The 24413-nt window shown below is 70.1% G+C and carries 22 protein-coding genes and 1 pseudogene; 19 read left to right on the top strand and 4 right to left on the bottom strand.

Annotated elements, in window-relative coordinates:
* Positions 1 to 26: 26 nt before the first annotated feature.
* The 12 genes from B1729_RS01615 (at position 27) to era (ending at position 12420) form a co-directional block, all read left to right on the top strand.
* Positions 27 to 1169, top strand: coding sequence for an aminotransferase class I/II-fold pyridoxal phosphate-dependent enzyme (locus B1729_RS01615; protein WP_163630352.1), 1143 nt, complete (start codon positions 27 to 29; stop codon positions 1167 to 1169).
* Positions 1170 to 1269: 100 nt separating this feature from the next.
* Positions 1270 to 3123 carry a translation elongation factor 4 gene (lepA, locus tag B1729_RS01610; RefSeq protein ID WP_163617234.1) on the top strand — a complete coding sequence of 618 codons (1854 nt, stop codon included), beginning with the start codon at positions 1270 to 1272 and terminating at the stop codon, positions 3121 to 3123.
* Between the two features lie 10 nt (positions 3124 to 3133).
* Positions 3134 to 3784: a DUF1990 family protein gene (locus tag B1729_RS01605; protein WP_163617233.1), complete on the top strand. Its 651-nt coding sequence runs from the start codon at positions 3134 to 3136 to the stop codon at positions 3782 to 3784.
* Positions 3785 to 3791: 7 nt separating this feature from the next.
* Positions 3792 to 5009 (top strand): radical SAM family heme chaperone HemW, encoded by a 1218-nt coding sequence (gene hemW / locus B1729_RS01600; protein WP_163617232.1) that lies wholly within the window; start codon positions 3792 to 3794, stop codon positions 5007 to 5009.
* Positions 5010 to 5164: 155 nt separating this feature from the next.
* Positions 5165 to 6205 carry a heat-inducible transcriptional repressor HrcA gene (gene hrcA / locus B1729_RS01595; protein WP_163617231.1) on the top strand — a complete coding sequence of 347 codons (1041 nt, stop codon included), beginning with the start codon at positions 5165 to 5167 and terminating at the stop codon, positions 6203 to 6205.
* Positions 6206 to 6256: 51 nt separating this feature from the next.
* Complete coding sequence (gene dnaJ, locus B1729_RS01590) at positions 6257 to 7369, top strand: molecular chaperone DnaJ (protein ID WP_163617230.1); 1113 nt, start codon at positions 6257 to 6259, stop codon at positions 7367 to 7369.
* A 3-nt stretch (positions 7370 to 7372) separates the two neighbouring features.
* Positions 7373 to 8110: a 16S rRNA (uracil(1498)-N(3))-methyltransferase gene (locus tag B1729_RS01585; protein ID WP_163630350.1), complete on the top strand. Its 738-nt coding sequence runs from the start codon at positions 7373 to 7375 to the stop codon at positions 8108 to 8110.
* A gap of 85 nt (positions 8111 to 8195) precedes the next feature.
* Complete coding sequence (locus B1729_RS01580; protein WP_163617228.1) at positions 8196 to 8543, top strand: HIT domain-containing protein; 348 nt, start codon at positions 8196 to 8198, stop codon at positions 8541 to 8543.
* A 70-nt stretch (positions 8544 to 8613) separates the two neighbouring features.
* Positions 8614 to 9645, top strand: coding sequence for a PhoH family protein (locus tag B1729_RS01575; protein ID WP_239525799.1), 1032 nt, complete (start codon positions 8614 to 8616; stop codon positions 9643 to 9645).
* Entirely contained in the window at positions 9642 to 10112 is a 471-nt protein-coding gene (ybeY, locus tag B1729_RS01570; protein WP_163617227.1) for an rRNA maturation RNase YbeY, read from the top strand. The genes B1729_RS01575 and ybeY overlap by 4 nt, the downstream gene beginning before the upstream one ends.
* Complete coding sequence (locus tag B1729_RS01565; protein ID WP_163617226.1) at positions 10109 to 11461, top strand: hemolysin family protein; 1353 nt, start codon at positions 10109 to 10111, stop codon at positions 11459 to 11461. Before ybeY ends, B1729_RS01565 begins: the two co-directional genes overlap by 4 nt.
* Positions 11458 to 12420 carry a GTPase Era gene (era, locus tag B1729_RS01560; protein WP_204260014.1) on the top strand — a complete coding sequence of 321 codons (963 nt, stop codon included), beginning with the start codon at positions 11458 to 11460 and terminating at the stop codon, positions 12418 to 12420. Before B1729_RS01565 ends, era begins: the two co-directional genes overlap by 4 nt.
* 24 nt (positions 12421 to 12444) lie before the next feature.
* On the opposite strand, the gene B1729_RS01555 is transcribed toward era, so the two are convergent.
* Positions 12445 to 13074: a hypothetical protein gene (locus tag B1729_RS01555; RefSeq protein ID WP_163617225.1), complete on the bottom strand. Its 630-nt coding sequence runs from the start codon at positions 13072 to 13074 to the stop codon at positions 12445 to 12447.
* Between the two features lie 259 nt (positions 13075 to 13333).
* Between B1729_RS01555 and leuA the strand changes: the two genes are divergently transcribed.
* Positions 13334 to 15094: a 2-isopropylmalate synthase gene (gene leuA, locus B1729_RS01550; protein WP_163630348.1), complete on the top strand. Its 1761-nt coding sequence runs from the start codon at positions 13334 to 13336 to the stop codon at positions 15092 to 15094.
* Positions 15095 to 15196: 102 nt separating this feature from the next.
* Here leuA and B1729_RS01545 read toward each other — a convergent pair whose 3' ends face one another.
* Positions 15197 to 15883: a TRIC cation channel family protein gene (locus B1729_RS01545; RefSeq protein WP_163617223.1), complete on the bottom strand. Its 687-nt coding sequence runs from the start codon at positions 15881 to 15883 to the stop codon at positions 15197 to 15199.
* A 92-nt stretch (positions 15884 to 15975) separates the two neighbouring features.
* Here B1729_RS01545 and B1729_RS01540 point away from each other — a divergent pair, with 92 nt between their 5' ends.
* Positions 15976 to 17958 carry a dynamin family protein gene (locus B1729_RS01540; protein WP_204318837.1) on the top strand — a complete coding sequence of 661 codons (1983 nt, stop codon included), beginning with the start codon at positions 15976 to 15978 and terminating at the stop codon, positions 17956 to 17958.
* Positions 17958 to 19589: a GTPase gene (locus B1729_RS01535; RefSeq protein WP_163630345.1), complete on the top strand. Its 1632-nt coding sequence runs from the start codon at positions 17958 to 17960 to the stop codon at positions 19587 to 19589. Before B1729_RS01540 ends, B1729_RS01535 begins: the two co-directional genes overlap by 1 nt.
* A 42-nt stretch (positions 19590 to 19631) precedes the next feature.
* On the opposite strand, the gene B1729_RS01530 is transcribed toward B1729_RS01535, so the two are convergent.
* Positions 19632 to 20285: a hypothetical protein gene (locus B1729_RS01530; protein ID WP_239539310.1), complete on the bottom strand. Its 654-nt coding sequence runs from the start codon at positions 20283 to 20285 to the stop codon at positions 19632 to 19634.
* Entirely contained in the window at positions 20282 to 20749 is a 468-nt protein-coding gene (locus B1729_RS01525; protein WP_163617220.1) for a MarR family transcriptional regulator, read from the bottom strand. Before B1729_RS01525 ends, B1729_RS01530 begins: the two co-directional genes overlap by 4 nt.
* Before the next feature lie 97 nt (positions 20750 to 20846).
* Here B1729_RS01525 and B1729_RS01520 point away from each other — a divergent pair, with 97 nt between their 5' ends.
* The 4 genes and pseudogenes from B1729_RS01520 to B1729_RS01505 form a co-directional block, all read left to right on the top strand.
* Positions 20847 to 22022 (top strand): aminotransferase class I/II-fold pyridoxal phosphate-dependent enzyme, encoded by a 1176-nt coding sequence (locus B1729_RS01520; RefSeq protein WP_204318836.1) that lies wholly within the window; start codon positions 20847 to 20849, stop codon positions 22020 to 22022.
* A gap of 54 nt (positions 22023 to 22076) precedes the next feature.
* On the top strand, positions 22077 to 22817 hold the full coding sequence (gene recO / locus B1729_RS01515; RefSeq protein ID WP_163617218.1) for a DNA repair protein RecO: 741 nt from the start codon (positions 22077 to 22079) through the stop codon (positions 22815 to 22817).
* Positions 22814 to 23626, top strand: a complete 813-nt coding sequence (locus tag B1729_RS01510; RefSeq protein ID WP_163630341.1) for an isoprenyl transferase — start codon at positions 22814 to 22816, stop codon at positions 23624 to 23626. Before recO ends, B1729_RS01510 begins: the two co-directional genes overlap by 4 nt.
* A gap of 88 nt (positions 23627 to 23714) precedes the next feature.
* Positions 23715 to 24413, top strand: a pseudogene (locus B1729_RS01505) (hypothetical protein); the annotation flags it as partial.

The following is a 24413-nucleotide window of genomic DNA, read 5'->3' as shown; positions in this document are numbered from 1 at the left end:
CTGTGGGCGCCGCTTAGCATGGCGGCATGCCCGAGATCGCTCCGCACATCGCGCACATGCCGGGCTCGGGTGTGCGCCACATCCTCGAGCGTGCCCTGCGCCGGCCCGGAACGATCATCCTGGCGGTCGGCGAGCCGGGCGAGGTCGCATCATCGCGGATCCGGGATGCCGCGGCCGACGCGTGGCGCGAAGGGGCGATCCGCTACACGCCCAACGGCGGCACGCCCGCGCTGCGGGAGGCGATCCGCGCGAAGCTGGCACACGAGAACGGCCTGGACGTCGACATCGAGCAGATCTGGGTGACGGTCGGCGCCACGCAGGCGCTGCACCTCGCAATGGCGCTCACGCTGTCACGCGGCGACGAGGTGCTCGTTCCCGACCCGGGCTACACGACGTTCACCATGAACGCCCACCTGCTCCAAGCCGTCCCCGTGCCGTACCCGCTGCGCCCTGCGCGCGATTTCCAGCCGGATCTCGCGGAGCTCGACTCCCTCGTGACGCCGCGCACGCGCTCGCTGATCGTGAACACACCGTCCAACCCGCTCGGCTCCACCTTCGACCGCTCGACTCTGGGCGAGCTCCTCGCCCTGGCCCGACGGCACGACCTGTGGCTCATCAGCGACGAGGTGTACGAGCGGTTCACCTGGGGAGCCCCTCACGTGAGCCCTGCGACGCTCGATCCCGACGGGCGCGTGCTGTCGGTGTTCTCGCTGTCCAAGACCTACGCGATGACCGGCGCCCGCGTGGGCTGGCTGGTGACGCCGCCCGGCTGGCGCCAGACGATGCTGCGGGTGCAGGAGTCCGTCGTCAGCTGCGTCGACGAGCCGTCGCAACGGGCGGCGGCGGAGGCGCTCACCGGCGACCAGGCCGCCGTGGCGCGCAGCGCGGCGCACTACCGCGAGAACCTGGCCGCCGCCACCGCCGTCCTCTCCGCGCGTGGACTCCGCTACCTCACCCCCACCGGCGCGTTCTACCTGTGGATCGACGTCTCGCACGTCTCGGGAGGCGACGTCAAGGCGTGGTGCGAGCGATTCCTCGACGAAGAGGGCGTCGCCGTCGCGCCGGGGAGCGCCTTCGGCGCCTCAGGGGAGGGCTGGATCCGCGTGTGCGTGGCGAGTGACCGCGCCCAACTGCTCGAAGGGCTGAGCCGTCTTCCCGCACCCGTGTGACGGTCGCGGCCGTCTGGGGGATGCGGAATCGCCGCCGTCGCACCCCGAACCTGCCGACTCGCAGGGGCGAGGCATCCCGCACCCGTACAATCGTCTGGACATGTCACCCCGCGCCCTGAAGCCTCTCGAGCCCTCTGCCACGCCGCCCGAGCTGATCCGCAACTTCTGCATCATCGCCCACATCGACCACGGCAAGTCGACGTTGGCCGACCGCATGCTGCAGATCACCGGCGTCGTCTCCGACCGCGACATGCGCGCGCAGTACCTCGACCGCATGGACATCGAGCGCGAGCGAGGCATCACGATCAAGTCGCAGGCGGTGCGGATGCCGTGGACGACCGGTGACCAGACCTTCGCGCTGAACATGATCGACACGCCCGGGCACGTCGACTTCACGTACGAGGTCTCGCGGTCGCTCGCCGCGTGCGAGGGCGCGATCCTGCTGGTCGACGCGGCTCAGGGCATCGAGGCCCAGACGCTCGCGAACCTGTACCTGGCCCTCGAGAACGACCTGCAGATCATCCCGGTCCTCAACAAGATCGATCTCCCCGCCGCCGATCCCGAGAAGTACGCGAAGGAGCTCGCCGGGCTGATCGGCGGGCGCCCCGAGGACGTGCTCCGGGTCAGCGGCAAGACCGGCATGGGCGTCGAGGACCTCCTCGACCACGTCGTCGCGCAGATCCCGGCGCCAAAGGGTGATCCGGATGCGCCCTCCCGCGCCATGATCTTCGACTCGGTGTACGACTCCTACCGCGGCGTCATCACGTATGTCCGCATGGTCGACGGCACCCTCAACCCGCGTGAGCGTATCCAGATGATGTCGACACGGGCGATCCACGAACTGCTCGAGATCGGGGTCTCGTCGCCCGAGCCGACACCGACCCGGGGACTGGGCGTCGGCGAGGTGGGCTACCTCATCACCGGCGTGAAGGATGTGCGCCAGTCGAAGGTCGGTGACACCGTCACAAACGCCGGCAAGCCGTCGAAGGACGCGCTGCCCGGCTACACCGACCCGAAGCCGATGGTCTTCTCGGGTCTGTACCCCATCGACGGCAGCGACTACCCGGTGCTGCGTGAGGCGCTCGACAAGCTGAAGCTGTCTGATGCCTCGCTCAACTACGAGCCCGAGACTTCGGTCGCTCTCGGCTTCGGGTTCCGCTGCGGCTTCCTGGGCCTGCTTCATCTCGAGATCGTGACCGAGCGCCTCGAGCGCGAGTTCGGTCTCGACCTCATCTCGACCGCGCCGTCGGTGACCTACGAGGTGGTGACCGACGACAGGAAGAGCTTCACCGTCACGAACCCCAGCGAGTTCCCCTCCGGCACCAAGATCGCCAGCGTGACGGAGCCGATGGTCAAGGCCGCGATCCTCGCGCCCAAGGACTATGTCGGCACGATCATGGAGCTCTGCCAGTCCCGGCGAGGCACGCTGCTCGGCATGGAGTACCTCGGCGAGGACCGCGTCGAGATCCGCTACAGCATGCCCCTCGGCGAGATCGTCTTCGACTTCTTCGACCATCTGAAGTCGAAGACCGCGGGGTACGCCTCGCTGGACTACGAGCCCAGCGGCGATCAGGAGGCCGACCTCGTGAAGGTCGACATCCTGCTGCAGGGCGAGCCGGTGGATGCGTTCAGCGCCATCGTCCATCGCGACAAGGCATACGCCTACGGCGTGCTGATGACCGAGCGGCTCAAGAAGCTCATCCCACGACAGCAGTTCGAGGTTCCGATCCAGGCCGCGATCGGGGCGCGCATCATCGCCCGCGAGTCGATCCGGGCAATGCGCAAAGACGTCCTCGCCAAGTGTTACGGCGGCGACATCAGCCGCAAGCGCAAGCTTCTCGAGAAGCAGAAGGAGGGCAAGAAGCGCATGAAGATGGTCGGTCGCGTGGAGGTCCCCCAGGAGGCGTTCATCGCCGCGCTGTCGGGCGACACCGAGAAAAAGGACGGCAAGTAGGCTGGTCGTCATGCGTCGAGGGAACTTCCGGGACGACACGGTCGACTACGCCGCTGTCGGGGCGACGCAGGCGCCCGATCTCATGCACTATCCGCCGGAGCGCAGCATCCCGGCCGAGCAGTCGTGGCGCATCGGCAGCGGCGAAGCCCGTTTCCACGCTGCCGGCGAGGCGCTGCTGTCGTGGACGGCGCAACGCGGCGCCGGGCTGGACGTCACCGACGTGCGCCCCGCGTCCGGCCCGATGTACTCCGGCGTGAGCTTCGACGCCGAGGGCAACCCGGTCGCTCCCAGCCGCACCGAGGCTGAGCAGCGTTTCGACGCAGACGGCACGCCGTACGTCAGTGCCGGCACGACCATCAAGGTCGACGGCCGGGTGAAGGGCCTGCGCGCCGACGCCGAGCTGCGCGTCATCTTCGCCGTGGAGGAGCCGCGCCGCATCGGCTTCGCCCTCGGCACGGTGAGCGATTCGGTCGTCAGCGGCGAGGAGTCCTTCATGCTCGACTGGTACGACAACGACGAGGTGTGGTTCACCGTGCGCGCCTTCGACGCACCCCGTGCGGTGCTCTACCGCGTGCTGCCCGGGCTGACCAAGCGCCGTCGGCGGGAGCTGTTCACGCGCTACCTGCGCGCCATCTCGCCGCTGTACACGACGCCCGCGTGACTCGCTGATGGGCGCGGCTCTTCCGCTCGGCGAGCCCGTTCCCGCGGACGGCTCGCTGCCGGCGGGCGCCCGCGTCGATCCCTCGACCGATTTCGGCGTGTACCTGCACGTGCCGTTCTGCCGCGTGCGCTGCGGCTACTGCGACTTCAACACCTACACCTCGTCGGAGCTGCGCGGCGCCCGCCAGGATCAGTACGCCGACACTCTCCTGCGCGAGGTGGACCTCGCGGCGGCGGTGCTCGAGCGGGCGGGCGGCAATCGCCCGGCCACGACGGTGTTCTTCGGCGGCGGCACGCCGACGCTGCTGCCACCGGGCGATCTCGCGCGCATGCTCGGCGGCGTGCGCGACAGTTTCGGAGTCGTAGAGGGGGCAGAGGTGACGGTCGAGGCCAATCCCGACACCGTCTCACCGGCCGTCGCGGCCGAGCTCGCGGCATCCGGTGTCACCCGGCTCTCGATCGGCATGCAGTCGGCCGTCCCGCACGTCCTCGCGGCACTCGATCGCACCCACGACCCCGAGAACGTCCGCACCGCGGTGTCGGCGGCACGCGATGCCGGCCTCGACGTGAGCGTCGACCTGATCTACGGCGCCCCCGGCGAGTCCATCGACGACTGGCGGGCCTCGCTCGAGGCCGCGATCGCCCTGGAGCCCGACCACATCTCGGCCTACGCGCTCATCATCGAGGACGGTACGAAGCTCGCCCGCCAGATCCGCCGCGGAGAAGTCGCAGCCCCGGACGACGACCTGCAGGCCGACATGTACGAGCTCGCCGACGACCTGCTCGCAGGCGGCGGATTCGACTGGTACGAGGTGTCGAACTGGGCCCGAGACACCGGGCACCGCTCGCGGCACAACCTCGCGTACTGGCTCGGTTCGGACTGGTGGGGCTTCGGTCCAGGAGCCCACAGCCACATCGGGGGAGTGCGGTTCTGGAACGTCAAGCACCCCGCGGCGTACGCACAGCGGCTCGCGGCGGGCGAGTCGCCCGCCGCCGGACGGGAGAGCCCGGATGCCGAGGCCCGCACGCTCGAGAGTGTGCTGCTGCGCACGCGGGTCCGTGAGGGGCTGCCCGTCTCCGAACTGCAGGGCGAAGGCCGGCACGCGGTCGCCGCGCTCATCGCGGACGGTCTCATCGACGGCCCGACTGCCCTGCGGGGACACGTCGTGCTGACCCGGCGGGGACGCCTGCTGGCCGACGCCGTCGTCCGCGCGCTCACCGAGTGACGACACCACGTTGCCGCACGGCACCATCCGCTGCGGCGCGCCCCCACCGCACACGGCGTCGTTCGGCGATCCTGGCAGGGGCATCGGATAGAATTGGCACTCGAGTCATGCGAGTGCCAGGCGCCCTGGTGCCGACAGCAGCGTGAGGAGGCGGGATGGTCAGCGAGCGAGGTCTGCAGGTGCTGCGGGCGATCGTCCAGGACTACGTCGACACGCGTGAGCCGGTCGGCAGCAAGACGATCGTCGAGCGGCACGCGTTCGGCGTGTCCGCCGCGACCATCCGCAACGACATGGCGCTGCTCGAAGACGAAGAGCTCATCGTCGCGCCGCACACGTCTTCGGGACGCGTCCCGACCGACAAGGGCTACCGCGTCTTCGTGGACCACCTCGCCGAGATCCGCCCGCTCTCCTCGGCCCAGCGCTCGGCCATCGCCTCGTTCCTGGACGGCTCGGGCGACCTCGACGACGTGCTCGTGCGCACGGTGCGGGCACTGACCCAACTCACCGGCCAGGTCGCGATCGTCCAGTACCCGTCGTTCGCACGCGCCAACGTCACCCACGTGGAGCTGGTGCAGCTCGGCGGCGGACGGATGCTGGTGATCGTCGTCACCGACACCGGCCGCGTGTCGCAGCGCCTGACGTTCGTCGGCGAGGACTTCGACGACACCGACCTCGCGCACATCCGCGCCCGCCTCGGCACGCTGCTGGTCGGCCGGCCGGTCCGCGAGGGGCTCCAGCGCATCGCGGAGCGGCTCGAGGTGCCCGATGCCCAGGCGCCCGCGCACGAGCAGGCGACGGACGAGATCATCCGCGCGGTCGCCGAAGAGCTCGAGGAGTTCCGCCAGGACAAGCTGGTGATGGCAGGCAGCGCCAACCTCGCACGCAGCGAATCCGACTTCCGCGGCAGCATCTACCCCCTCCTCGAGGCGATCGAGGAGCAGGTGACCCTCCTGCGACTGATGGGAGAGATGGTGGCCGACGAGCAGGGCCTCGCCGCGAGCATCGGCCGTGAGAACGAGGCGTTCGGCCTGGGCGAGGCATCCGTCGTCGCCAGTGACTACGACGCGACCGGATCGCTCGCCCGCGTCGGCGTGCTCGGGCCGACGCGCATGGACTACCCCACCAACCTCGCGACGGTCCGTGCCGTCGCGCGCTACCTCACGCGCATGCTCGAGCAGGACGACAACTCCCGCTGACGCGGACGCGCATCATCGATTCCGCGGCCTCGCCGCGGCAGGAAGGCGAAAGTGGCTGACCACTACGAGGTCCTCGGCGTCTCACGCGACGCCACCACCGACGAGATCAAGAAGGCGTACCGCAAGCTCGCCCGGCAGCTGCACCCGGACGTGAACCCCGGAGAAGACGCTTCCGAGCGATTCAAGCTCGTGACGCACGCCTACGACGTGCTGAGTGATCCGGATCAGCGGGCACGGTACGACATGGGCGGCAACGACTCGCCGTTCGGCGGCGCCGGCGGCTTCGGCGGCTTCAACGACATCTTCGAGACCTTCTTCGGTTCGGCCGGCGGCGGCCGCGGCGGCCGTCCCCGGTCGCGGCGGGAGCGCGGGCAGGACGCCCTGGTGCGCGTGACGCTCGAGCTCGGCGACGTGGTGTTCGGCACGCACCGGGACATCGACGTCGACACCGCGGTGCTCTGCGAGACCTGTCAGGGCTCGTGCTGCCAGCCCGGGACCAGCCCCGTGACCTGCGACATCTGCCACGGCACCGGCAACGTGCAGCGTCAGGTGCGGAGCCTCCTCGGCAACGTCGTCACGACGCAGCCGTGCAACGTCTGCCAGGGCTACGGCACCACGATTCCCTACCCCTGCGCGACCTGCCAGGGCCAGGGCCGCGTGCGCGCACGCCGCACCGTGTCGCTCGACATCCCCGCCGGCGTCGAGACCGGACTGCGGCTGCAGCTTCCCGGCTCGGGTGAGGTCGGCCCCGCCGGCGGCCCCAACGGCGACCTCTACATCGAGGTCACCGTCTCGCCGCACGAGGTGTTCAGCCGCGACGGCGACGACCTGCTGGCGACGCTCGAGGTGTCGATGCCCGACGCGATCCTCGGAACGACGACGACGATCGAGTCGCTCGACGGCCCGGTCGACCTCGAGGTGCGCCCGGGCGTGCAGGCGGGCGACATCCTGACGATCAAGGGCCGCGGCATCACGCCGCTGCGCGGATCCCAGCGCGGCGACCTCCGCGTCGGCGTGCACGTCGTGACGCCGACGCGGCTCGACCACAAGGAGCGTGCCCTCATCGAGGAGTTCGCCAAGCGGACCAAGGCACCGGCCCCGCGGCTCTCGGAGTTTCACCAGGGTCTGTTCGCCAAGCTGCGCGACCGGTTCCGGAACGCCTGACCGGTGGCCCTGCACTTCCTCCTCGACGAGCCGGCCACCGCCGCGCCGGGCGATGCGGTGATCCTCCAGGGCTCGGAGGCGCACCACGCCTCGAGCGTGCGGCGGGTCCGCGCCGGCGAGGAGGTGACCGTCGGCGACGGCCGGGGCGCCTGGCTCACCGGCGTGGTGGAGTCGGTCGCACCTCGCGAGGTCGTGGTGAGGATCACCGCGCGGACGGATGCCCCGCAGCCGAGCCCGCGCGTCGTGCTCGTGCAGGCACTCGCCAAGGGCGATCGCGACGAACTGGCGGTCCAGGCGGCGACGGAGCTCGGCGTCGATGAGATCGTGCCGTGGCAGGCGTCACGCAGCGTCTCGCGGTGGGACGCCGCGAAGGCGGTGAAGGGCCGGACGCGGTGGACGACCATCGTGCGCGAGGCGGCGAAGCAGGCCCACCGCCCCTGGGTGCCGGGCGTGGCGGAGCTGACGTCGACGGCCGGGCTCGTGCAGCGGGCGGCGGCATCCCGTCTCCTCATCCTCGAACCCACGGCGACCGAGCGGCTCAGCGCCCTCGCGGTCGAGCACGGAGACGACCGCGATGTCGTGCTGGTCGTCGGACCAGAAGGCGGCATCGCGCCCGAAGAGCTCGACGCTCTCGCCGCCGCCGGCGCGCGGCTCGTGCGTCTCGGCGACACCGTGCTGCGCACATCGACCGCCGGCCCTGCGGCCCTCGCGGTCGTCAGCACCGCCCTCGGCCGCTGGTGAGCGGTTCGACGGCTCGACCCCGGTACCTGAGCCCGTCACCCCGGTCCCTGAGCCAGTCGAAGGGCCCCGTCGGTAGACTTGCGGCATGAGCGAGCCGTCGATCTTCACGCGCATCCGCAACGGAGAGATCCCGTCCGAGATCATCGCGGAGACCGAGAACGCCTTCGCGATCCGCGACATCGCCCCGCAGGCGCCACTGCACCTGCTGGTGATCCCCAAGACCGAGGAGTACCGGAACGTCGTCGAGCTCGCGGCCGGTGATCCCGAGCTGATGGCCGAACTGGTCGGCCTGGCGAACACCCTCGCGGCGGAGCAGTCCGACGGAGACTTCCGCCTCGTGTTCAACACCGGCCCGAACGCGGGCCAGACCGTCTTCCACGTGCACGCCCATGTGCTCGCGGGAGGCCTCGAAGAGAAGAGTGTCGGTGCCTGATCAAGACGGTCATGAATCCGTGAGCGACGACGGCAGCACGATCGAGCGCATCTACGCGGACGGCGTCGCGATGGTACAGCTGCTCGGTCCCCAGGATCGTCTGCTGCGGGTCGTCGAACGGGAGCACCCCGGTGTCGATGTGCACGTGCGCGGCAACGAGATCACGCTCACCGGTGAGCGCGGCGCCGTCGCAGCGGCACGGACGCTCGTCGACGAGCTGCTCGCAATGACGAAGGCCGGGCACGCGCTCGGCGAGGAGGACGTCGCCTCGTCGAACCGCATCCTCCGCACGGAAGGCGGGCCGAGGCCGTCGGAGGTGCTGGGCGAGGCGATCCTGTCGTCACGCGGTCGCGTCATCCGCCCCAAGACCCTCGGGCAGAAGGCGTACGTCGACGCGATCGAGGAGAGCACCATCGTGTTCGGCATAGGTCCCGCCGGCACCGGCAAGACCTACCTGGCGATGGCGAAGGCCGTGCAGGCACTCCAGCGCAAGGAGGTCAGTCGCATCATCCTGACCCGGCCCGCCGTCGAGGCGGGGGAGCGGCTGGGGTTCCTGCCCGGCACGCTCACCGACAAGATCGACCCGTATCTGCGGCCGCTCTACGACGCGCTCAACGAGATGATGGACCCCGAGCTCGTGCCCAAGCTCATGGCCACCGGCACCATCGAGGTCGCACCGCTGGCGTACATGCGCGGTCGCACGCTGAACGACTCCTTCGTCGTGCTCGACGAGGCGCAGAACACCACGCCCGAGCAGATGAAGATGTTCCTCACTCGGCTGGGCTTCGGCACCCGCATGGTCGTCACCGGCGACATCACGCAGGTCGACCTGCCCCAGGGTGCGTCGGGTCTCCGCCTGGTGACCCGGGTGCTGGACAACATCGACGACATCCACTTCGCCTACCTGACCAGCGACGACGTGGTCCGCCACACGCTCGTGGGGCGGATCGTCGACGCCTACAGCGTGTACGACGAGCACCGCCTCGCCGCTCGCCGCGAGCGGGACGAGGCCGCCGAGTTCGCGAACCGCGCGGAGCGACGTGCCGCCGCGCCCCGCAGCAGCGGACCCCGTGACCACCTTCCGAAGCGAGGACGCTCATGACCATCGAGATCGGCAACGAATCCGGTATCGCCGTCGACGAGACCGTCCTGCTGCGGCTCATGGAGCACAACTTCGCCGAGCTCCATGTGAGCCCCGACGCCGACGTCGCGATCCTGCTCGTCGACGAGGGGGCGATGGAGGCACTCCACGTGCAGTGGATGGACGAGCCGGGCCCGACCGACGTGCTGAGCTTCCCGATGGACGAGCTTCGTCCGGGCACCGAGGACGCACCCACGCCGCCCGGGCTGCTCGGTGACATCGTGCTGTGCCCCCAGGTCGCTGAGACGCAGGCCGTGGCGGCCAAGCACTCGACGCTCGACGAGCTGATCCTCCTCACCACGCACGGCCTCCTCCACCTCCTCGGCTTCGACCATGCCGAGCCCGAGGAGGAGCGGGAGATGTTCGGACTGCAGCGCGAGCTCATCACCTCGTTCCAGGCATCCGAGCGTCGACGACCCCGCACATGACCGCTGCGCTCCTCCTGATCGCGGCGGCGCTGCTGCTCGCGTTCGGCGCCCTGATGGTCGCGATCGACGCCGCGCTCAGCGTGACCTCGCGCGCAGACCTCGCCGAGCTCGGCGCGGGTGACCGCAACGCGGAGGCGCTGCGCAGGATCGCGGCCGATCCCGACGCCCACGCCAACGCGGTGATCTTCATCCGCGTCCTCGCAGAGACCACCGCGGCCGTGCTCGTGACGGTCGCGTTCACCGACCTCTTCAACAACATCTGGTGGGCGATGCTCGCCGCCGCGGTGCTGATGACGGGCGTGTCGTACGTCGTCGTGGGCGCGAGCCCGCGCACCCTGGGCCGACTGCATGCCAAGGCCCTGCTGCGGGGCGCGGCGCCCGTCATCCGCGGCGTGAGGATCATCCTCGGTCCACTCGCGCACGGCCTCGTCGCCCTCGGCACCCGCATCACGCCGGGTGGTTCGCGCGGGTCGTCGTTCGCGTCCGAGGAGCAGCTGCTCAGCATCATCGACGAAGCCGCGGAGAACGAGCTCATCGAGCAGGACGACCGTGAGCTCATCCACTCGGTGTTCGACTTCACCGACACCTTCGTGCGCGCCGTCATGGTGCCGCGCACCGACATGGTGACCGTGGACGCGTCCACGTCGACCCGGGAGGCGATGAAGGTGTTCCTCGAGAAGGGCGTGTCACGCGTGCCCATCGTCGACGACGACGCCGATGACGTGGTCGGGGTGCTGTATCTCAAGGACCTCGTGCAGTTCGGCTTCCGCGACGAGACGGGGTGGCGGGATGCCCCGATCAAGCGCATCGCACGACCTGCCGTGTTCGTTCCAGAGTCGATGAAGGCCGAGACGCTGCTGCAGCAGATGAAGCGCGACGCGGTGCACGTCTGCCTCGTGGTCGACGAGTACGGCGGCGTGTCGGGGCTCGTCACGCTCGAAGACCTCATCGAGGAGCTCGTCGGCGAGATCTCGGACGAGTACGACCCACGCGCCGAGGAGGTCACCGAGCTCGAGCCCGGTCACTACCGCGTGAGCGCGCGCCTCGGCCTCGACGAGGTCGGCGATCTGTTCGGCCTCGAACTGGAGGACGAGGACGTCGACTCGATCGGCGGCCTCCTCGGCAAGGCTCTCGGTCGAGTGCCCCAGCCGGGCGCGACGGCCGAGTATGCGGGCCTGGTCCTCACCGGCGGCGCATCCCGTGGACGCGGCCGCGGCATCTCCACGGTGTTCGTCGAACGCGGCGACCCGGCCCTCGACCCTCCCGGCCGGCCCCGCACCGGCGAGATCCGCATCACGAGTCCTCGCACCGGCGAGATCCGCCTGCCCAAGAAGGAAGACACCCCATGACCGAGAACGACGCCACGCCGGCCGTCGAGCCAGCCGCTGTCCCGGGGTCGACCCCCGAACCTGGGTCCGTCGCTGGGCGTTCCGGCTTCGTCACCTTCGTCGGCCGCCCGAACGTGGGCAAGTCCACGCTCACGAACGCCCTCGTCGGCGAGAAGGTGGCGATCACCAGCGACAAGCCGCAGACGACGCGGCGCGCCATCCGGGGCATCGTGAACCGCCCCGGCGGTCAGCTGGTGATCGTCGACACGCCGGGCCTCCACAAGCCTCGCACCCTGCTCGGACAGCGCCTCAACGACCTCGTCGAGCAGGTGCTGGGCGATGTCGACGTGATCGGCTTCTGCGTGCCGGCCACAGAGAAGGTCGGTCCCGGCGACCGTCGCATCGCCGAGTCGCTGAGCGGGTACGGCCGGGCGAAGAAGGTCGCGATCGTCACCAAGACGGATGCCGCGACTCGCGACGAGATCACCGAGAGGCTGATCGAGGTGGACCAGCTGCGCGAGGACTGGGCCGCCGTCATTCCGCTCTCGGCCCTCACCCGTGATCAGCTCGACGTGCTGACCGACGAGCTGCTCGTCCTCATGCCGAAGGGCCCGGCGCTCTACCCGGACGGCGTCGTCACCGACGAGTCGACCGAGGACCGCATCGCCGAGATCATCCGTGAGGCGGCGCTCGAGGGCGTGCGGGATGAGCTGCCGCACTCCATCGCCGTCACGATCGAGGACATCTCCGAGCGTGACACGGGGTCGATGACCGACATCTATGCGAACCTCATCGTCGAGCGCGACAGTCAGAAGGCGATCATCATCGGCCACAAGGGCTCACGCCTGCGCGACGTCGGAGCGCGTGCTCGCGCGCAGATCGAGCCGCTGGTGGGAACGAAGGTCTTCCTGAAGCTGCACGTTCGCGTCGCGAAGGAATGGCAGCGCGACCCGAAGCAGCTGGGCCGCCTCGGCTTCTGACGCTGCGTCCGCGGGCGCTGCGGCTCAGCCGCCGGTCGGCGTGATCGCCGACCGGATGATGACCGTTTCTTCGCCGTACTCCGCGTCCGCGGCATCCTGCCAGCTGCCGTCGTCCCAGACGACGTCGACCCAGAGCCACCCGTCCTGCGGGTACGAACTCAGGTAGGCGTCGCCGAGGCGATCGGGAAGCTCCTCCTGGATCGCGGCGAGCTCGGACTCGTCGCCGGCCCCCGGTTTGCCGCCCGTCGGATCCTCGGGCCGGATCGGGTCGTACAGCGCGAGCAGGATCGGGTCCTCGGTGACGGTGAACGTCGTGCCGTCGTACGTGCCGCGGACCGCGTACGCGCCCCAGGTCACCTCGTCCGACGACTCCGCGCCCTCGACGCCGTCCCACGTCCAGCCGTCGAGCGGGATCCCGGTGCACTGCGGAGGGTACGACTCCGCCACCGGCCCCAGGCAGAGCTCGGCATCGCCCGACGCATCCAGCACGGTGCCGATGGCAGACACCTCGCCCGCCGGCGGAACGGGGGTGACGGTGCCCAGTGGCGGCGACGCGGGCGTGCTGCCCGGATTCTCGCTCGCGCAGGATGCGACGACGAGGGGGACGAACACGGCGATGGCGGCGATGCCGAGCAGACGGCGCAGACCTCTCATACCCTCATGGTGTCGCAACGGCCTCGATCGTCTCAGAGGCGGATGCCGCGGCATCCGCGTTCCAGCGGTTCGCGCTGCGCGCGGAACCGGGTGTAGCCTGGTGCCATGCGCTTCGGCCGGCTTCTCCTTCTTAGCCGCCGCGACGAGACCTCGTTCTAGGGCCTTCCTCGTCGCGGAGCTTTCGCCTGGCCCGCATCATCAGGCATCGAGCCACCCCGATCGGGTTGAGGCTCGTGACAGACGAGAGAAGCAATCCATCATGAAGAACAATCAGAAGCCCTCGGGCATGCCGGTCCACAAGTATCTGCCGTACCACGAGCAGATCACCGTCGAACTGCCCGACCGCACCTGGCCGGCTCAGCGCATCACGACCGCCCCCCGCTGGTGTGCTGTCGATCTGCGCGACGGGAATCAGGCGCTCATCGACCCGATGAGCCCCGAGCGCAAGCGGGTCATGTTCGACCTTCTGGTGCGCATGGGCTACAAGGAGATCGAGGTCGGCTTCCCCTCGGCGAGCCAGACCGACTTCGACTTCGTGCGGCAGCTCATCGAAGAGAACCTCATCCCGGACGACGTCACGATCCAGGTGCTGACGCAGGCGCGCGCGCACCTCATCGAGCGGACGTACGAGTCGATCGTCGGTGCCAAGCAGGCGATCGTCCACCTGTACAACTCGACCAGCGTGCTGCAGCGCGAGGTCGTCTTCCGCACGGACGAGCAGGGCATCATCGACATCGCCCTGGAGGGCGCGCGGCTGTGCCGCGAGTTCGAGAAGCGCATCCCCGAGACCCGGGTGTTCTACGAGTACTCGCCCGAGAGCTACACCGGCACCGAGCTGGAGTTCGCGGTGGACGTGTGCAACCAGGTGATCGAGATCTTCGAGCCAACGCCCGAGCGCAAGGTCATCATCAACCTGCCCGCCACCGTCGAGATGGCGACCCCCAACGTCTACGCCGACTCGATCGAGTGGATGAGCCGTCGCCTCGCGCATCGCGAGAACGTGATTCTCTCGCTGCACCCCCACAACGACCGCGGCACCGCGATCGCCGCAGCCGAGCTCGGCTACATGGCCGGCGCCGACCGGATCGAGGGGTGCCTCTTCGGCAACGGCGAGCGGACCGGCAACGTCGACCTCGTCGCGCTCGGCATCAACCTGCTGACGCAGGGCATCGATCCGCAGATCGACTTCAGCGACATCGACCAGGTCAAGCGCACGGTCGAGTACTGCAACCAGCTGCCCGTCCACGAGCGCAGCCCCTGGGCCGGCGACCTGGTGTTCACCGCATTCAGCGGATCGCACCAGGATGCGATCAAGAAGGGCTTCGAGGCCATGGAGGCCCGGGCCGCCGCGGCCGGCGTCACGGTCGACGAGATCGACTGGGCCGTGCCGTACCTGCCCATCGACCCCAAGGACCTCGGCCGCTCCTACGAGGCCGTCATCCGCGTCAACTCGCAGTCGGGCAAGGGCGGGGTCGCGTACCTGCTCAAGACCGACCACTCGCTCGACCTGCCCCGCAAGCTGCAGATCGACTTCTCGGGTGTTGTGCAGGCCAAGACGGATGCCGAAGGCGGCGAGGTCACCAGCGACCAGATCTGGAAGATCTTCACCGACGAGTACCTGCCGGCCGAGGTCGCGGATGAGCGCTGGGGTCGCTTCGAGCTGCTGGCGACGAGCACCCGCAGCGACCTGTCGGGTGACGTCGCGCTCGACATCACGCTGCGTGACGGCGACGACCGGTTCGAGGCATCCGGCCGGGGCAACGGCCCGGTCGCGGCGTTCCTCGAGATCATCCGCGCACAGGGATTCGACGTGACGCTCTACGACTACGTCGAGCACGCCCTCAGCGCCGGTGGCGACGCCCAGGCTGCGGCGTACATCGAACTGCAGGTCGATGGTGAGCGCCTGTGGGGCGTCGGCATCGACTCGGACATCTCGACCGCATCGCTCAAAGCGATCGTGTCGGGCGTGAACCGCGCCATCCGCACGCGGCAGCGCTCCGGGGCCCTCGCGGCCGTCTGAGCGCGAACCGTCGACGGGTGTGCGCGGGTGATCCCCGCGTGCGCCCGTCGGTGTGCGTTCGGCCGGTGTCGGATGCCGGCACTGCAGGGCTGCTGAGCCCGCTCAGGGCTTGACGATCGGGATCGCCGACGTCTCGACGGCGACCTTGCGCCGATACAGCGCGCGCTGTTCCGGCAGAGAGATGTCGAAGATCACCGCAAGCAGGCGGATCACCGTGGTCACCACGATCCCGATCACGGCGGCGACCACGAGGTTCGCGCCGAGCTCGTGCGAGATCGCCAGGACGAGGCATCCGGCCCCCGCGGCCACCGCGTAGAGGGAGCCGACGTGCATGATCGCGACGGGCAGCCCCATGATCATGTCGCGAAGGATGCCGCCGCCGACCGCGGCGCAGACCCCGACGAACACCGCCGGGACGAGGGGCAGCCCGAGCGCGAGGGCCTTGCTGGTGCCGAACGCGCCGAAGAGACCGATCACCAGCGCGTCGAGGCCGACGATGACCGCGTTGAGCCGCTGGAACAGGCCGGCGAGCAGCATCCCGAACAGTGCCGCGCCGGCCGCGGTCAGCAGGTACCAGTTGCTCTGGAGCGTGGTGGGCGTGACGTTCAGCAGCAGGTCGCGGATGAGACCGCCGCCCATGCCGACCACGATGCCGATGATGGCGACCCCGAGCATGTCGAGTCGCCGCTGACCGCGGAACCCGGATGCGAACAGGGCGCCTTGGATGCCGCCGAGCCCGACGGCGATGAGGTCCGCCCACAGGGGGATCACGAAGACAGGCTCGTTCACCCCTCCATTGTCGCGTCCGGAGCCGCAACATGCCGCGCGCCTCGCGCGAGCATGCCGGGTATGCAAAGGGACACGTGGTGCAGGATGGGGACATGCCGGACGGCGACGACGGGAGCAGGGATGCCGCGGCCCACGCCCGTGGCCGCCTCATCAGTGCGGTCGACGTCGTGCGCGGCCGGCTCACCGCTGCCACGCTGCCGCTGGAGGGAACCGGCGTCGCGGAGGCGCGAGCGCGCCGGCACGACATCCTCGCGCAGATCGATGACTACCTCCTGCCGCGGCTGCGGTCGGACGGAGCCCCGCTTCTCGTCGTCGTCGGCGGATCGACGGGCGCCGGCAAGTCCACGCTCGTCAATTCCGTCCTGGGTGCGGCTCTGACGACCCCGGGCGTTCTCCGGCCGACCACCCGTTCGCCCGTCCTCGTGCATCACCCCGCTGACGCACCGTGGTTCGCGCCCGAGCGGATCCTCCCGACCTTGACGCGGGTGCACACGACGACCGTCGCCTCGGGAGGATCATCCGTCGCCGAGCGTGACGGCACCGCCGCGTCCGGTGTGCGGGCGCTCCGCCTCGCTCCGTTCGCCGGGATGCCGCCGGGGCTCGCGCTTCTCGACGCCCCCGACATCGACTCCGTGGAGGTGGCCAACCGAGAGCTCGCCGCACAGCTGCTGGCGGCCGCGGACCTGTGGCTGTTCGTCACGACGGGTGCGCGCTACGCCGACGCCGTCCCGTGGGAGCTGTTGCGCGCAGCCGCAGGGCGCCATGCCCAGCTGGCCCTCGTCCTGGACCGCGTCGACGCGGGCGGTGAAGCCGTCGTGGCGGACCTCCGCCGCATGATGCTCGAGCACGACCTCGGCGACGCGCCGCTCTTCGTCGTCCCCGAGGCCCGGCTCGATCCCGACGGGCTGCTCCCCGACGCAGCCGTCGCCGACATCTCCGGGTGGCTCACCGACCTGGGCGGAAGCGCGGACGCCCGTGATGATGTGGCGCTCGCCACGCGCGACGGGGTCCTGGCCGATCTCGCTGAGGCCGTGCAAGGTGTCGCCGCAGCAGCCGACGGGCAGGCGGCCTCAGCCGCCCGCCTTCGCCAGATCGTCGAGGGTGCGTACGCCGACGCGTCGTCGCAGATCGCGACGGCCACCACGGACGGCGCGATGCTCCGCGGCGAGGTGCTCACGCGATGGCAGGATTTCGTCGGCGCAAGCACCTTCATGCGCTCGATAGAACGCGGCGTGAGCCGCGCCCGCGACGCCGTCGTCTCGTTCCTGCGCGGCGGCGAACCCGATGCGAAGCCGGTCGAGCTCGCGATCGCCAGTGGACTCGAGGCCATCACGATCGATGCGATGGAGACGGCGCGTGAACGGGTGCGCTCCGCCTGGCGCAGCGACCCGGCCGGCGCGGGGATCCTCGTCGACGCCGGAGCGACGGCGGGCGTGACGGGCGTCAGCACGGCCGACCTCAGATCGGCGATCGCCGAGCAGATCCGCGCATGGCAGGGCGACGTGCTCGCCATCGTGCAGGAGCAGGGAGCGGACCGCCGCGGCCTGGCCAGGGGACTGAGCTTCGGCGTCAACGGTCTGGGCGTGGCGCTCATGCTGGTCGTCTTCGGCAGCACGGGAGGCCTCACCGGCATCGAGGTCGGCGTCGCCGGGGGCACGGCGCTGCTCGCGCAGAAGGTGCTCGAAGCCGTGTTCGGCGACGACGCCGTCCGCAGGCTCACGGCCGAGGCATCCGAGCGACTCAGTCGGCGCCTGGGGTCTCTTCTCGAGGCCGATGCCTCCATCGCTCTCACGGCGGTCACTGCTCTCGCCGTCTCGGAGTCGGCAGGCGACGAGCTGCGGGATGCCGCTGAGGAGCTGACGCGCGCATCCGCCGACGAACGCCGCGCGCGGGTGGTGAGCGCCCCACGCGCCGCGAGTCCGGTACCCGCGCTCCGTGGCGCGCACCTTCGTGCCGTCGACATCGCCGCGCGAGGCGTCAGCGCCGAGGCATCCGGTGCACCGACGACGTCAGGCCCCACGGAGGAGCCGAGGAAGCCCGGATTCTGGCAGCGGCTGCTGGGCAGGCAGGGCTGATGGCGCGGACGACACTCTCCCAGCGCGCCGAGGATCTGCGTGTCGCGGCCGATGCCGCGGAGGGACGGATCGCGGACGAGGTGATCGCCGCTGCGCGGCTGGCCCTGCAACGCGCGGGGGAGCGTTCGCAGCTGTCGGCAGAGCACACGGTCGTCGCACTGGCAGGGGCGACCGGCACGGGCAAGTCCACGTTGTTCAATCTCCTCACCGGAGCGGACCTCGCCCGCACGAGCCAGCAGCGCCCCACGACGGCATTCCCCGTTGCCGCCATCGCCGAGTCCTCCGACATCGCAGCCGGCTCGGCTGCCCTCCTTGACTGGCTCGGCGTGAAGGAGCGTCACGAACTCGACGTCTCAGCGAGGCACCCCGAGGGCCTCGTCTTGCTGGACCTGCCCGACCACGACTCCGTGGTCACCGAGCACAGGGTGCGCGCCGACCACGTGACCGAGCGGGCCGACCTGCTGGTGTGGGTCACGAACCCGCAGAAGTACGCCGACGCCGTCCTTCACTCCCGCTACCTCATTCCCCTCGCCGGTCACGAGGACTCGGTGGTCGTCGTGCTCAACCAGCTCGACCGCCTGACCCACGAAGACGCTGCTGCGTGCCTGGCGGACCTGACGCGCCTCGTGCAGGCCGATGGACTCCGAGCGCGCATCCTCGGCACGTCCGCGCGCAGCGGCGAAGGGATGCCCCAGCTCGAAGCCCTCATCGCGCGCGCCGTCGACCGGCGGGAGGCTGCGACCGCGCGTCTCACGGCCGATGTGCGTCACGCGGCGGCCGAGCTCCTCGCCGCCCTTCCCGGCACGGCGCCGGACGCACGCGCACTCGCCGACGCCCGCCGCAGCCTCGTCGACGCGCTCGAGCACGCGGCCGGTATTCCTCTCGTCGTCGACGCGGTGCGCGACTCGAGCCTGCGCGACGGGTTCGCCCGCACCGGGTGGCCACCGACACGCTGGGTGCGAGCGCTGCGCGCCGACCCGCTGCGCACACTGGGGCTTCGCCCGCCCGAGCGCCGGCGCGAGGTGGACGCGCCTGCGGAGTCGGAGCTCATCCGCTCGTCGCTTCCGACGGCATCCCCGGCCGTTCGGGCGCAGGTCGCGACCGCCACCCGCACCTACGTCGCCGCCGCCGCCGCGGCGCTCCCCGGCGGCGCGCAGGAACGCGTCAACGCACGCGCGGTCGCGGCCTCGGCCGGCATCGTCGACTCCGTCGACCGCGCGATCGTGCGGACAGTCAAAGTGCGCAGCTCGCGCTGGTGGGGTGTGGCGAACGTGATGCAGTGGCTGCTGCTCGCCGTCGCCATCGCCGGGGGCTCCTGGCTCGGGCTGCTCGCCCTCCTGGACTATCTCCGCATGCCGACGGAGGGCCTCGTGCCGACGCTGACGGTGGGCGAGTTCGACGTGCCCTGGCCGACCCTGCTGCTCGTGGCGGGTGCGGCGCTCGGCCTCCTGCTCGCACTCGTGTCGGGGTTCGCGGTGCGGGCGGGCGCCCGGCGACGAGCCGCCCGCGTGGCCGGGCGGCTACGAGACGGCATCGCGGCAGTTGCGCACAACGAGATCCTCGACGAGGTCGACGCCGAGCTCACGGCGCTCGCGACGGCGCGGGAGGCAGCCCGCCGTGCCGCGCGCTGACCACGCGGCGAGGACGCCTGATCCGATGAGCGGGCGTCGAACTCAGGGGATGTGGGTGCGGACCGCCTGCAGGAAGCCGTCGACGTCGTCGGTCCAGAGCCGCACCGCATCGATCTCGACCGCGTTGCCCGACAACCTCGTGCGCACCGGCTTCTCGAGCACGATGAGGATGTTGGTCTCGTTCGCCATGCGCAGGGACAGCGTGCGCCCGTGCTCCTCGTCGCGCAGCTTCGGCGCCTTCTCGGCGACGTCGCGCGACCGCTCGACCGACGCCACCGCCTCCCACGGCAGGTCGACATCGACGTCCGCGCCCACGCGCGCACGGATGCCGTCCGGACCGACGGCATGGGGACGCGTGAGGTAGCTCAGCGCGAGGCCGATCATCCAGGTGAGCCCCCAGATCCCGAGGATCAGGAGCGGGATGCGCACCCACGGCCACGGGTGGACGATGAGATCGATGATGGGGATCTCCACCGCAGACAGCACGATGAAGATCATGAGGATCGTGAACACGGGGGAGTGGTAAGCGAACCCGGTGGCCCCGGCGGGAACGCGCGGGCGGCGGAAGATCCAGCGGTAGAGGCTCTGCCAGATCCCGATCTCCGCGCGCCACGCGAGTGCAGCGAGACGTCGTAGGCGCTGCCCCAACGACGCGGGCATCGGTCGCGGCGTCGGGGTCGTGGTCGGGGTGCTCATGCGTGCACCACTCGCTCGTCCTGTCGCGCCGCATGCTCGGCGACGAGGCGCTGCAGCGTCGTCAGGACATGCTGCAGCGCGTCGGCCGTGACGCGCACGGTCTCGTCGTCCAGCCCCGCAACCAGGTCGCTGCCGAGCGACTCGTGCTCGGCATCCATCGTCTCCATGATCGAGAGTCCGCGTTCGGTCAGGTGCACCAGCACGGCCCGGCGATCGGACGGATGCGGCTCCCGACGTGCGAAGCCCGTCGCCTCCAGCGCGTCGACGAGCGTCGTGACGTGGCGCGGCGTGACGCCGATCGCCTCGGCCAGCTGAGCCTGTGTCACCGGCCCGCCGTGGTACAGCACCCACAGCAGATGGGTGCGGGGCTGAGTGAGTCCGCGCCGCTCGAGTTCGCGCGCCTGATCGGCCTCGAGCACCTGCGAGAGGGCGAGGAGGGTGTCGAGAATCTGTGTGCCAGACATAGTGAACACTATACATTATGTGATCCGGGGTTGACCGACGCCCCGTCCGTTGGGATCCTTGCGGAGGGGCTCGCAGCACTGGGGAGAGGCGATGGCGATGGCGATGTCCGATCGCGCGGCACGGGCGAAGGCGTCGGTCGACGTCGTCACGGCGTTCTTCGCACGCATCCAGGCGACGGCCGACGACACCGACGCCCTCGATTTCACGTTCGGCAACCCGCACGAGCTGGCCCTTCCGGGACTGACGGCGGCGATTCAGGCGCAGGTCGAGCCACGGTCGGTGGACTGGTTCGCCTACAAGTCGAGCGAGAGGGTTGCGCAGGAGACGATCGCGGCAGGCCTTCGCATCGAACTCGACCTCGACTTCGAACCCGACGACATAGCGATGACCCAAGGCGCCTTCGGCGCGCTCTCGCTGGCGTTCGCGCTGCTGGCGGACGCGGGCGACGAGGTGGTCATCCCCGTGCCCGGATGGTTCTGCTACGAGCCCATGCTCCACGCCGCGAACCTCCGCCCCGTCCGGGCCGCGCTCGATCCCGAGACGTTCGATCTCGACATCGACGCGATCTCTCGCGCGATCGGCCCGCGCACGCGGCTCGTCGTCGTCAACTCGCCGGCCAACCCGACCGGACGCGTCTATTCGCAGGAAACCTGGCAGGCGCTCGCGGACGTGCTCGAACAGGCCTCGCGCACGCACGGTCGCCGCATCTGGCTCGTATCGGACGAGCCGTATCGGCGCATCCGCTTCGACGGCATGGACTTCGCGAGCCCCGCCGGCTCGTACCCGTGGACGGTCATCGACTACAGCTACGGCAAGGTGCTGCTCGCACCGGGGCAGCGTCTCGGGTACCTCGCCCTGTCGCCGCTCATTCCGCCGACCGAACGGGACGAACTGCGTGCCGCGCTCATGCCCGTGGGTCTCGCGATCGGATGGGGATTCCCCGACGCCGTCATGCAGTACTCGGTGCCGGCGCTCGAGTCCGTGTCGCTCGACATGGCCGAACTCGCCCGGAAGCGCGATCGGCTGTTCGGCGCGCTCACCGATGCGGGCGTGCGTGTCACCCGCCCCGAGGGCACCTTCTACCTGTGGGGCGAAGCGCCGGGCGGCGACGCGGCCGCCTTCTGCGACGCCCTCGCTGCGCGCGGGGTCTATGTGATGCCCGGCACGCTCTTCGACGAGCCGCGCCACTTCCGGATGTCGCTCACCGCCACGATGGCGACCATCGACCGGGCTCTGCCCGATCTCACCGAGGTCGCCGCGGCCCTCGCCTGACAGCGCGCGGGGCGTCAGCGCCCGAGTCGGGGAGACCGCATCCATAATTGACGGGTGCCCACCTACCGCGATGAAGTCGTGGTCCTGCGTACCCACAAGCTGGGGGAAGCCGACAGGATCGTGACGATGCTCAGCCGCCGCCATGGCAAGCTGCGCGCGGTCGCGAAGGGGGTCCGCCGCACGTCGTCGCGCTTCGGCGCGCGTCTCGAGCCGTTCATGGTCGCCGACGTCCAGCTGTACCAGGGCCGGTCGCTCGACATCGTTCAGCAGGCCGAGTCCCTCGGCTCGTACGGCGCCGAGATCGTCGCGCACTACGACCGCTACACCTCCGCCCACGCGATGGTCGAGGCGGCGGACCGGCTGAACGAGGCAGAGGCGACGCCTCAGCAGTACCTGCTCCTCGTCGGCGGTCTCCGCGCTCTGTCGCGCGGCGAGCACGCCTCGCGCAGCGTGCTGGACTCCTACCTCCTCCGCGCCATGGCGCTCTCTGGATGGGCGCCCGGACTCGGCGAGTGCGCCCGCTGCGGGCGCAGCGGCCCGCACGACACATTCGTCGCACAGCAGGGCGGGATCATCTGCCGCGACTGCGCTCCGACGGGTGCCGCTCGCGTGGATGCCGCAACCGTGTCACTGCTCCAATCGCTCATGGCGGGGGAGTGGGAAATCGTGGATGCCGCATCCGCCGGCTCGACGGCGGCCGCGTCGGGGCTCATCGCGGCCTACGCTCAATGGCACCTGGAGCGCGGCATCCGTTCGCTCTCGCACGTCTCAGCCCCGCAGGAAGGCGACCGGTGACCCCGAAGCCCTACACGCATCGCGACGCGGTGCCGTATCGCCCGCTGGACTGGACCGGTGTTCACCCTCCCACGTACCCGCGAGGGGCGGTGCCGAACCACGTGGCGATCGTGATGGACGGCAACGGCCGCTGGGCGAACCGCCGGGGTCTCACGCGCATCGAGGGGCATAAGGCCGGCGAGGCCGCCCTCCTCGATGTCGTCGCCGGCGCGATCCAGGCCGGCGTCAAGCACCTGTCGGTGTACGCATTCTCCACGGAGAACTGGTCGCGCTCGCCCGAAGAGGTCCGCTTCCTGATGGGGTACAACCGCGACGTCCTGCACCGTCGCCGCGACCAGCTCAACGAATGGGGCGTGCGGATCCAGTGGGCAGGGCGCAAGCCGCGGCTGTGGTCGAGCGTCATCAAAGAGCTGCAGTTCGCGGAGCGGCTCACCGCGGGCAACGACGTCCTGACCCTCACGATGTGCGTCAACTACGGGGGCCGCATCGAGCTCGTCGACGCGATGCGCTCCATCGCCGACGACGTCGCGGCGGGCCGGATCAAGCCGTCAGCCGTGTCGGAGAAGCTCATCCAGCGACGGCTCTATCGCCCGGACATGCCCGATGTCGACCTCTTCCTGCGCTCGAGCGGCGAGCAGCGCACGTCGAACTTCCTGCTGTGGGAGTCGGCGTACGCGGAGTTCGTCTTCCTCGACACACTGTGGCCGGACTTCTCGCGGCAGGACCTGTGGCACGGCATCGACACGTACCTCGGTCGCAATCGTCGATTCGGCGGCGCCGTCGACACGCCGGACGCATCCGCCTCCTGAGTCCGCTCGCATCGACCGGGGTATCCAGCGCGCCCGAGCACGCTCATCATTGACGTGAGCCGCACACGCGGCCGTCAGGAGGCGCACCATGGCGCTGTCACGCAGGGTCGTCGCCACAGCGACGCTGAGCATCGCGGTCGTGCTCGCCACCGCGGGCTGCGCCGGCCTCGTGACGCAGACGGATGCTGGGCGCACGGTGTCGGCGAGCCCCTCACCGTCGCCCACTGAAACGGACGATGGGGAGAACGGGGAGACCGATCCGGACGGAGATGAGGATCCGGCTCAGGACCGCGTTCGGACCGGACCCGTCGCGCAGTACGGCGGTCCCGCGTACGGCGATCAAGGCGTGGCGGAGATCATCGACGCGGGCGTATGGTGCAAGACCATCGCGGTGTTCTGGGGCGGAACGGTTCCCGAGGGCGTGCGGTTCACCTTCCAGCACGCGGTGACCGATCGTGGCGGACTCCAGATCGAGGGCGGGGTGTGCGGGTCGCGCGGCGCCGACCGCTCCTGTCTGGGAATGACCGTCGACGCCGACGACTCCCAGCTCACCTGCAGCCTCCTGCTGCGTCCCGATGCGGACTTCCAGGACGGCACGTCGATCCTGTTCGAGGGAACACTCGAGTGCCCGACATCGGAGATCTGCGACATCGTGGTGGCCCGCCATGTCAAGCCCGGGCCCGCCATCGTCGTCGTAAACCCTGAGGGGGAGGGTGAGGACGAGCAGCAGGATCAGGATCAACAGGATCAGGATCAACAGGATCAGGACCAGCAGGATCAGGACCAG

This window comes from Microbacterium sp. B35-04 (assembly GCF_010634885.1).
Taxonomy (GTDB): domain Bacteria; phylum Actinomycetota; class Actinomycetes; order Actinomycetales; family Microbacteriaceae; genus Microbacterium.
The sequence above is the reverse complement of the archived record's forward strand: the minus strand, read 5'-3'. Positions and strand labels throughout refer to the sequence as shown.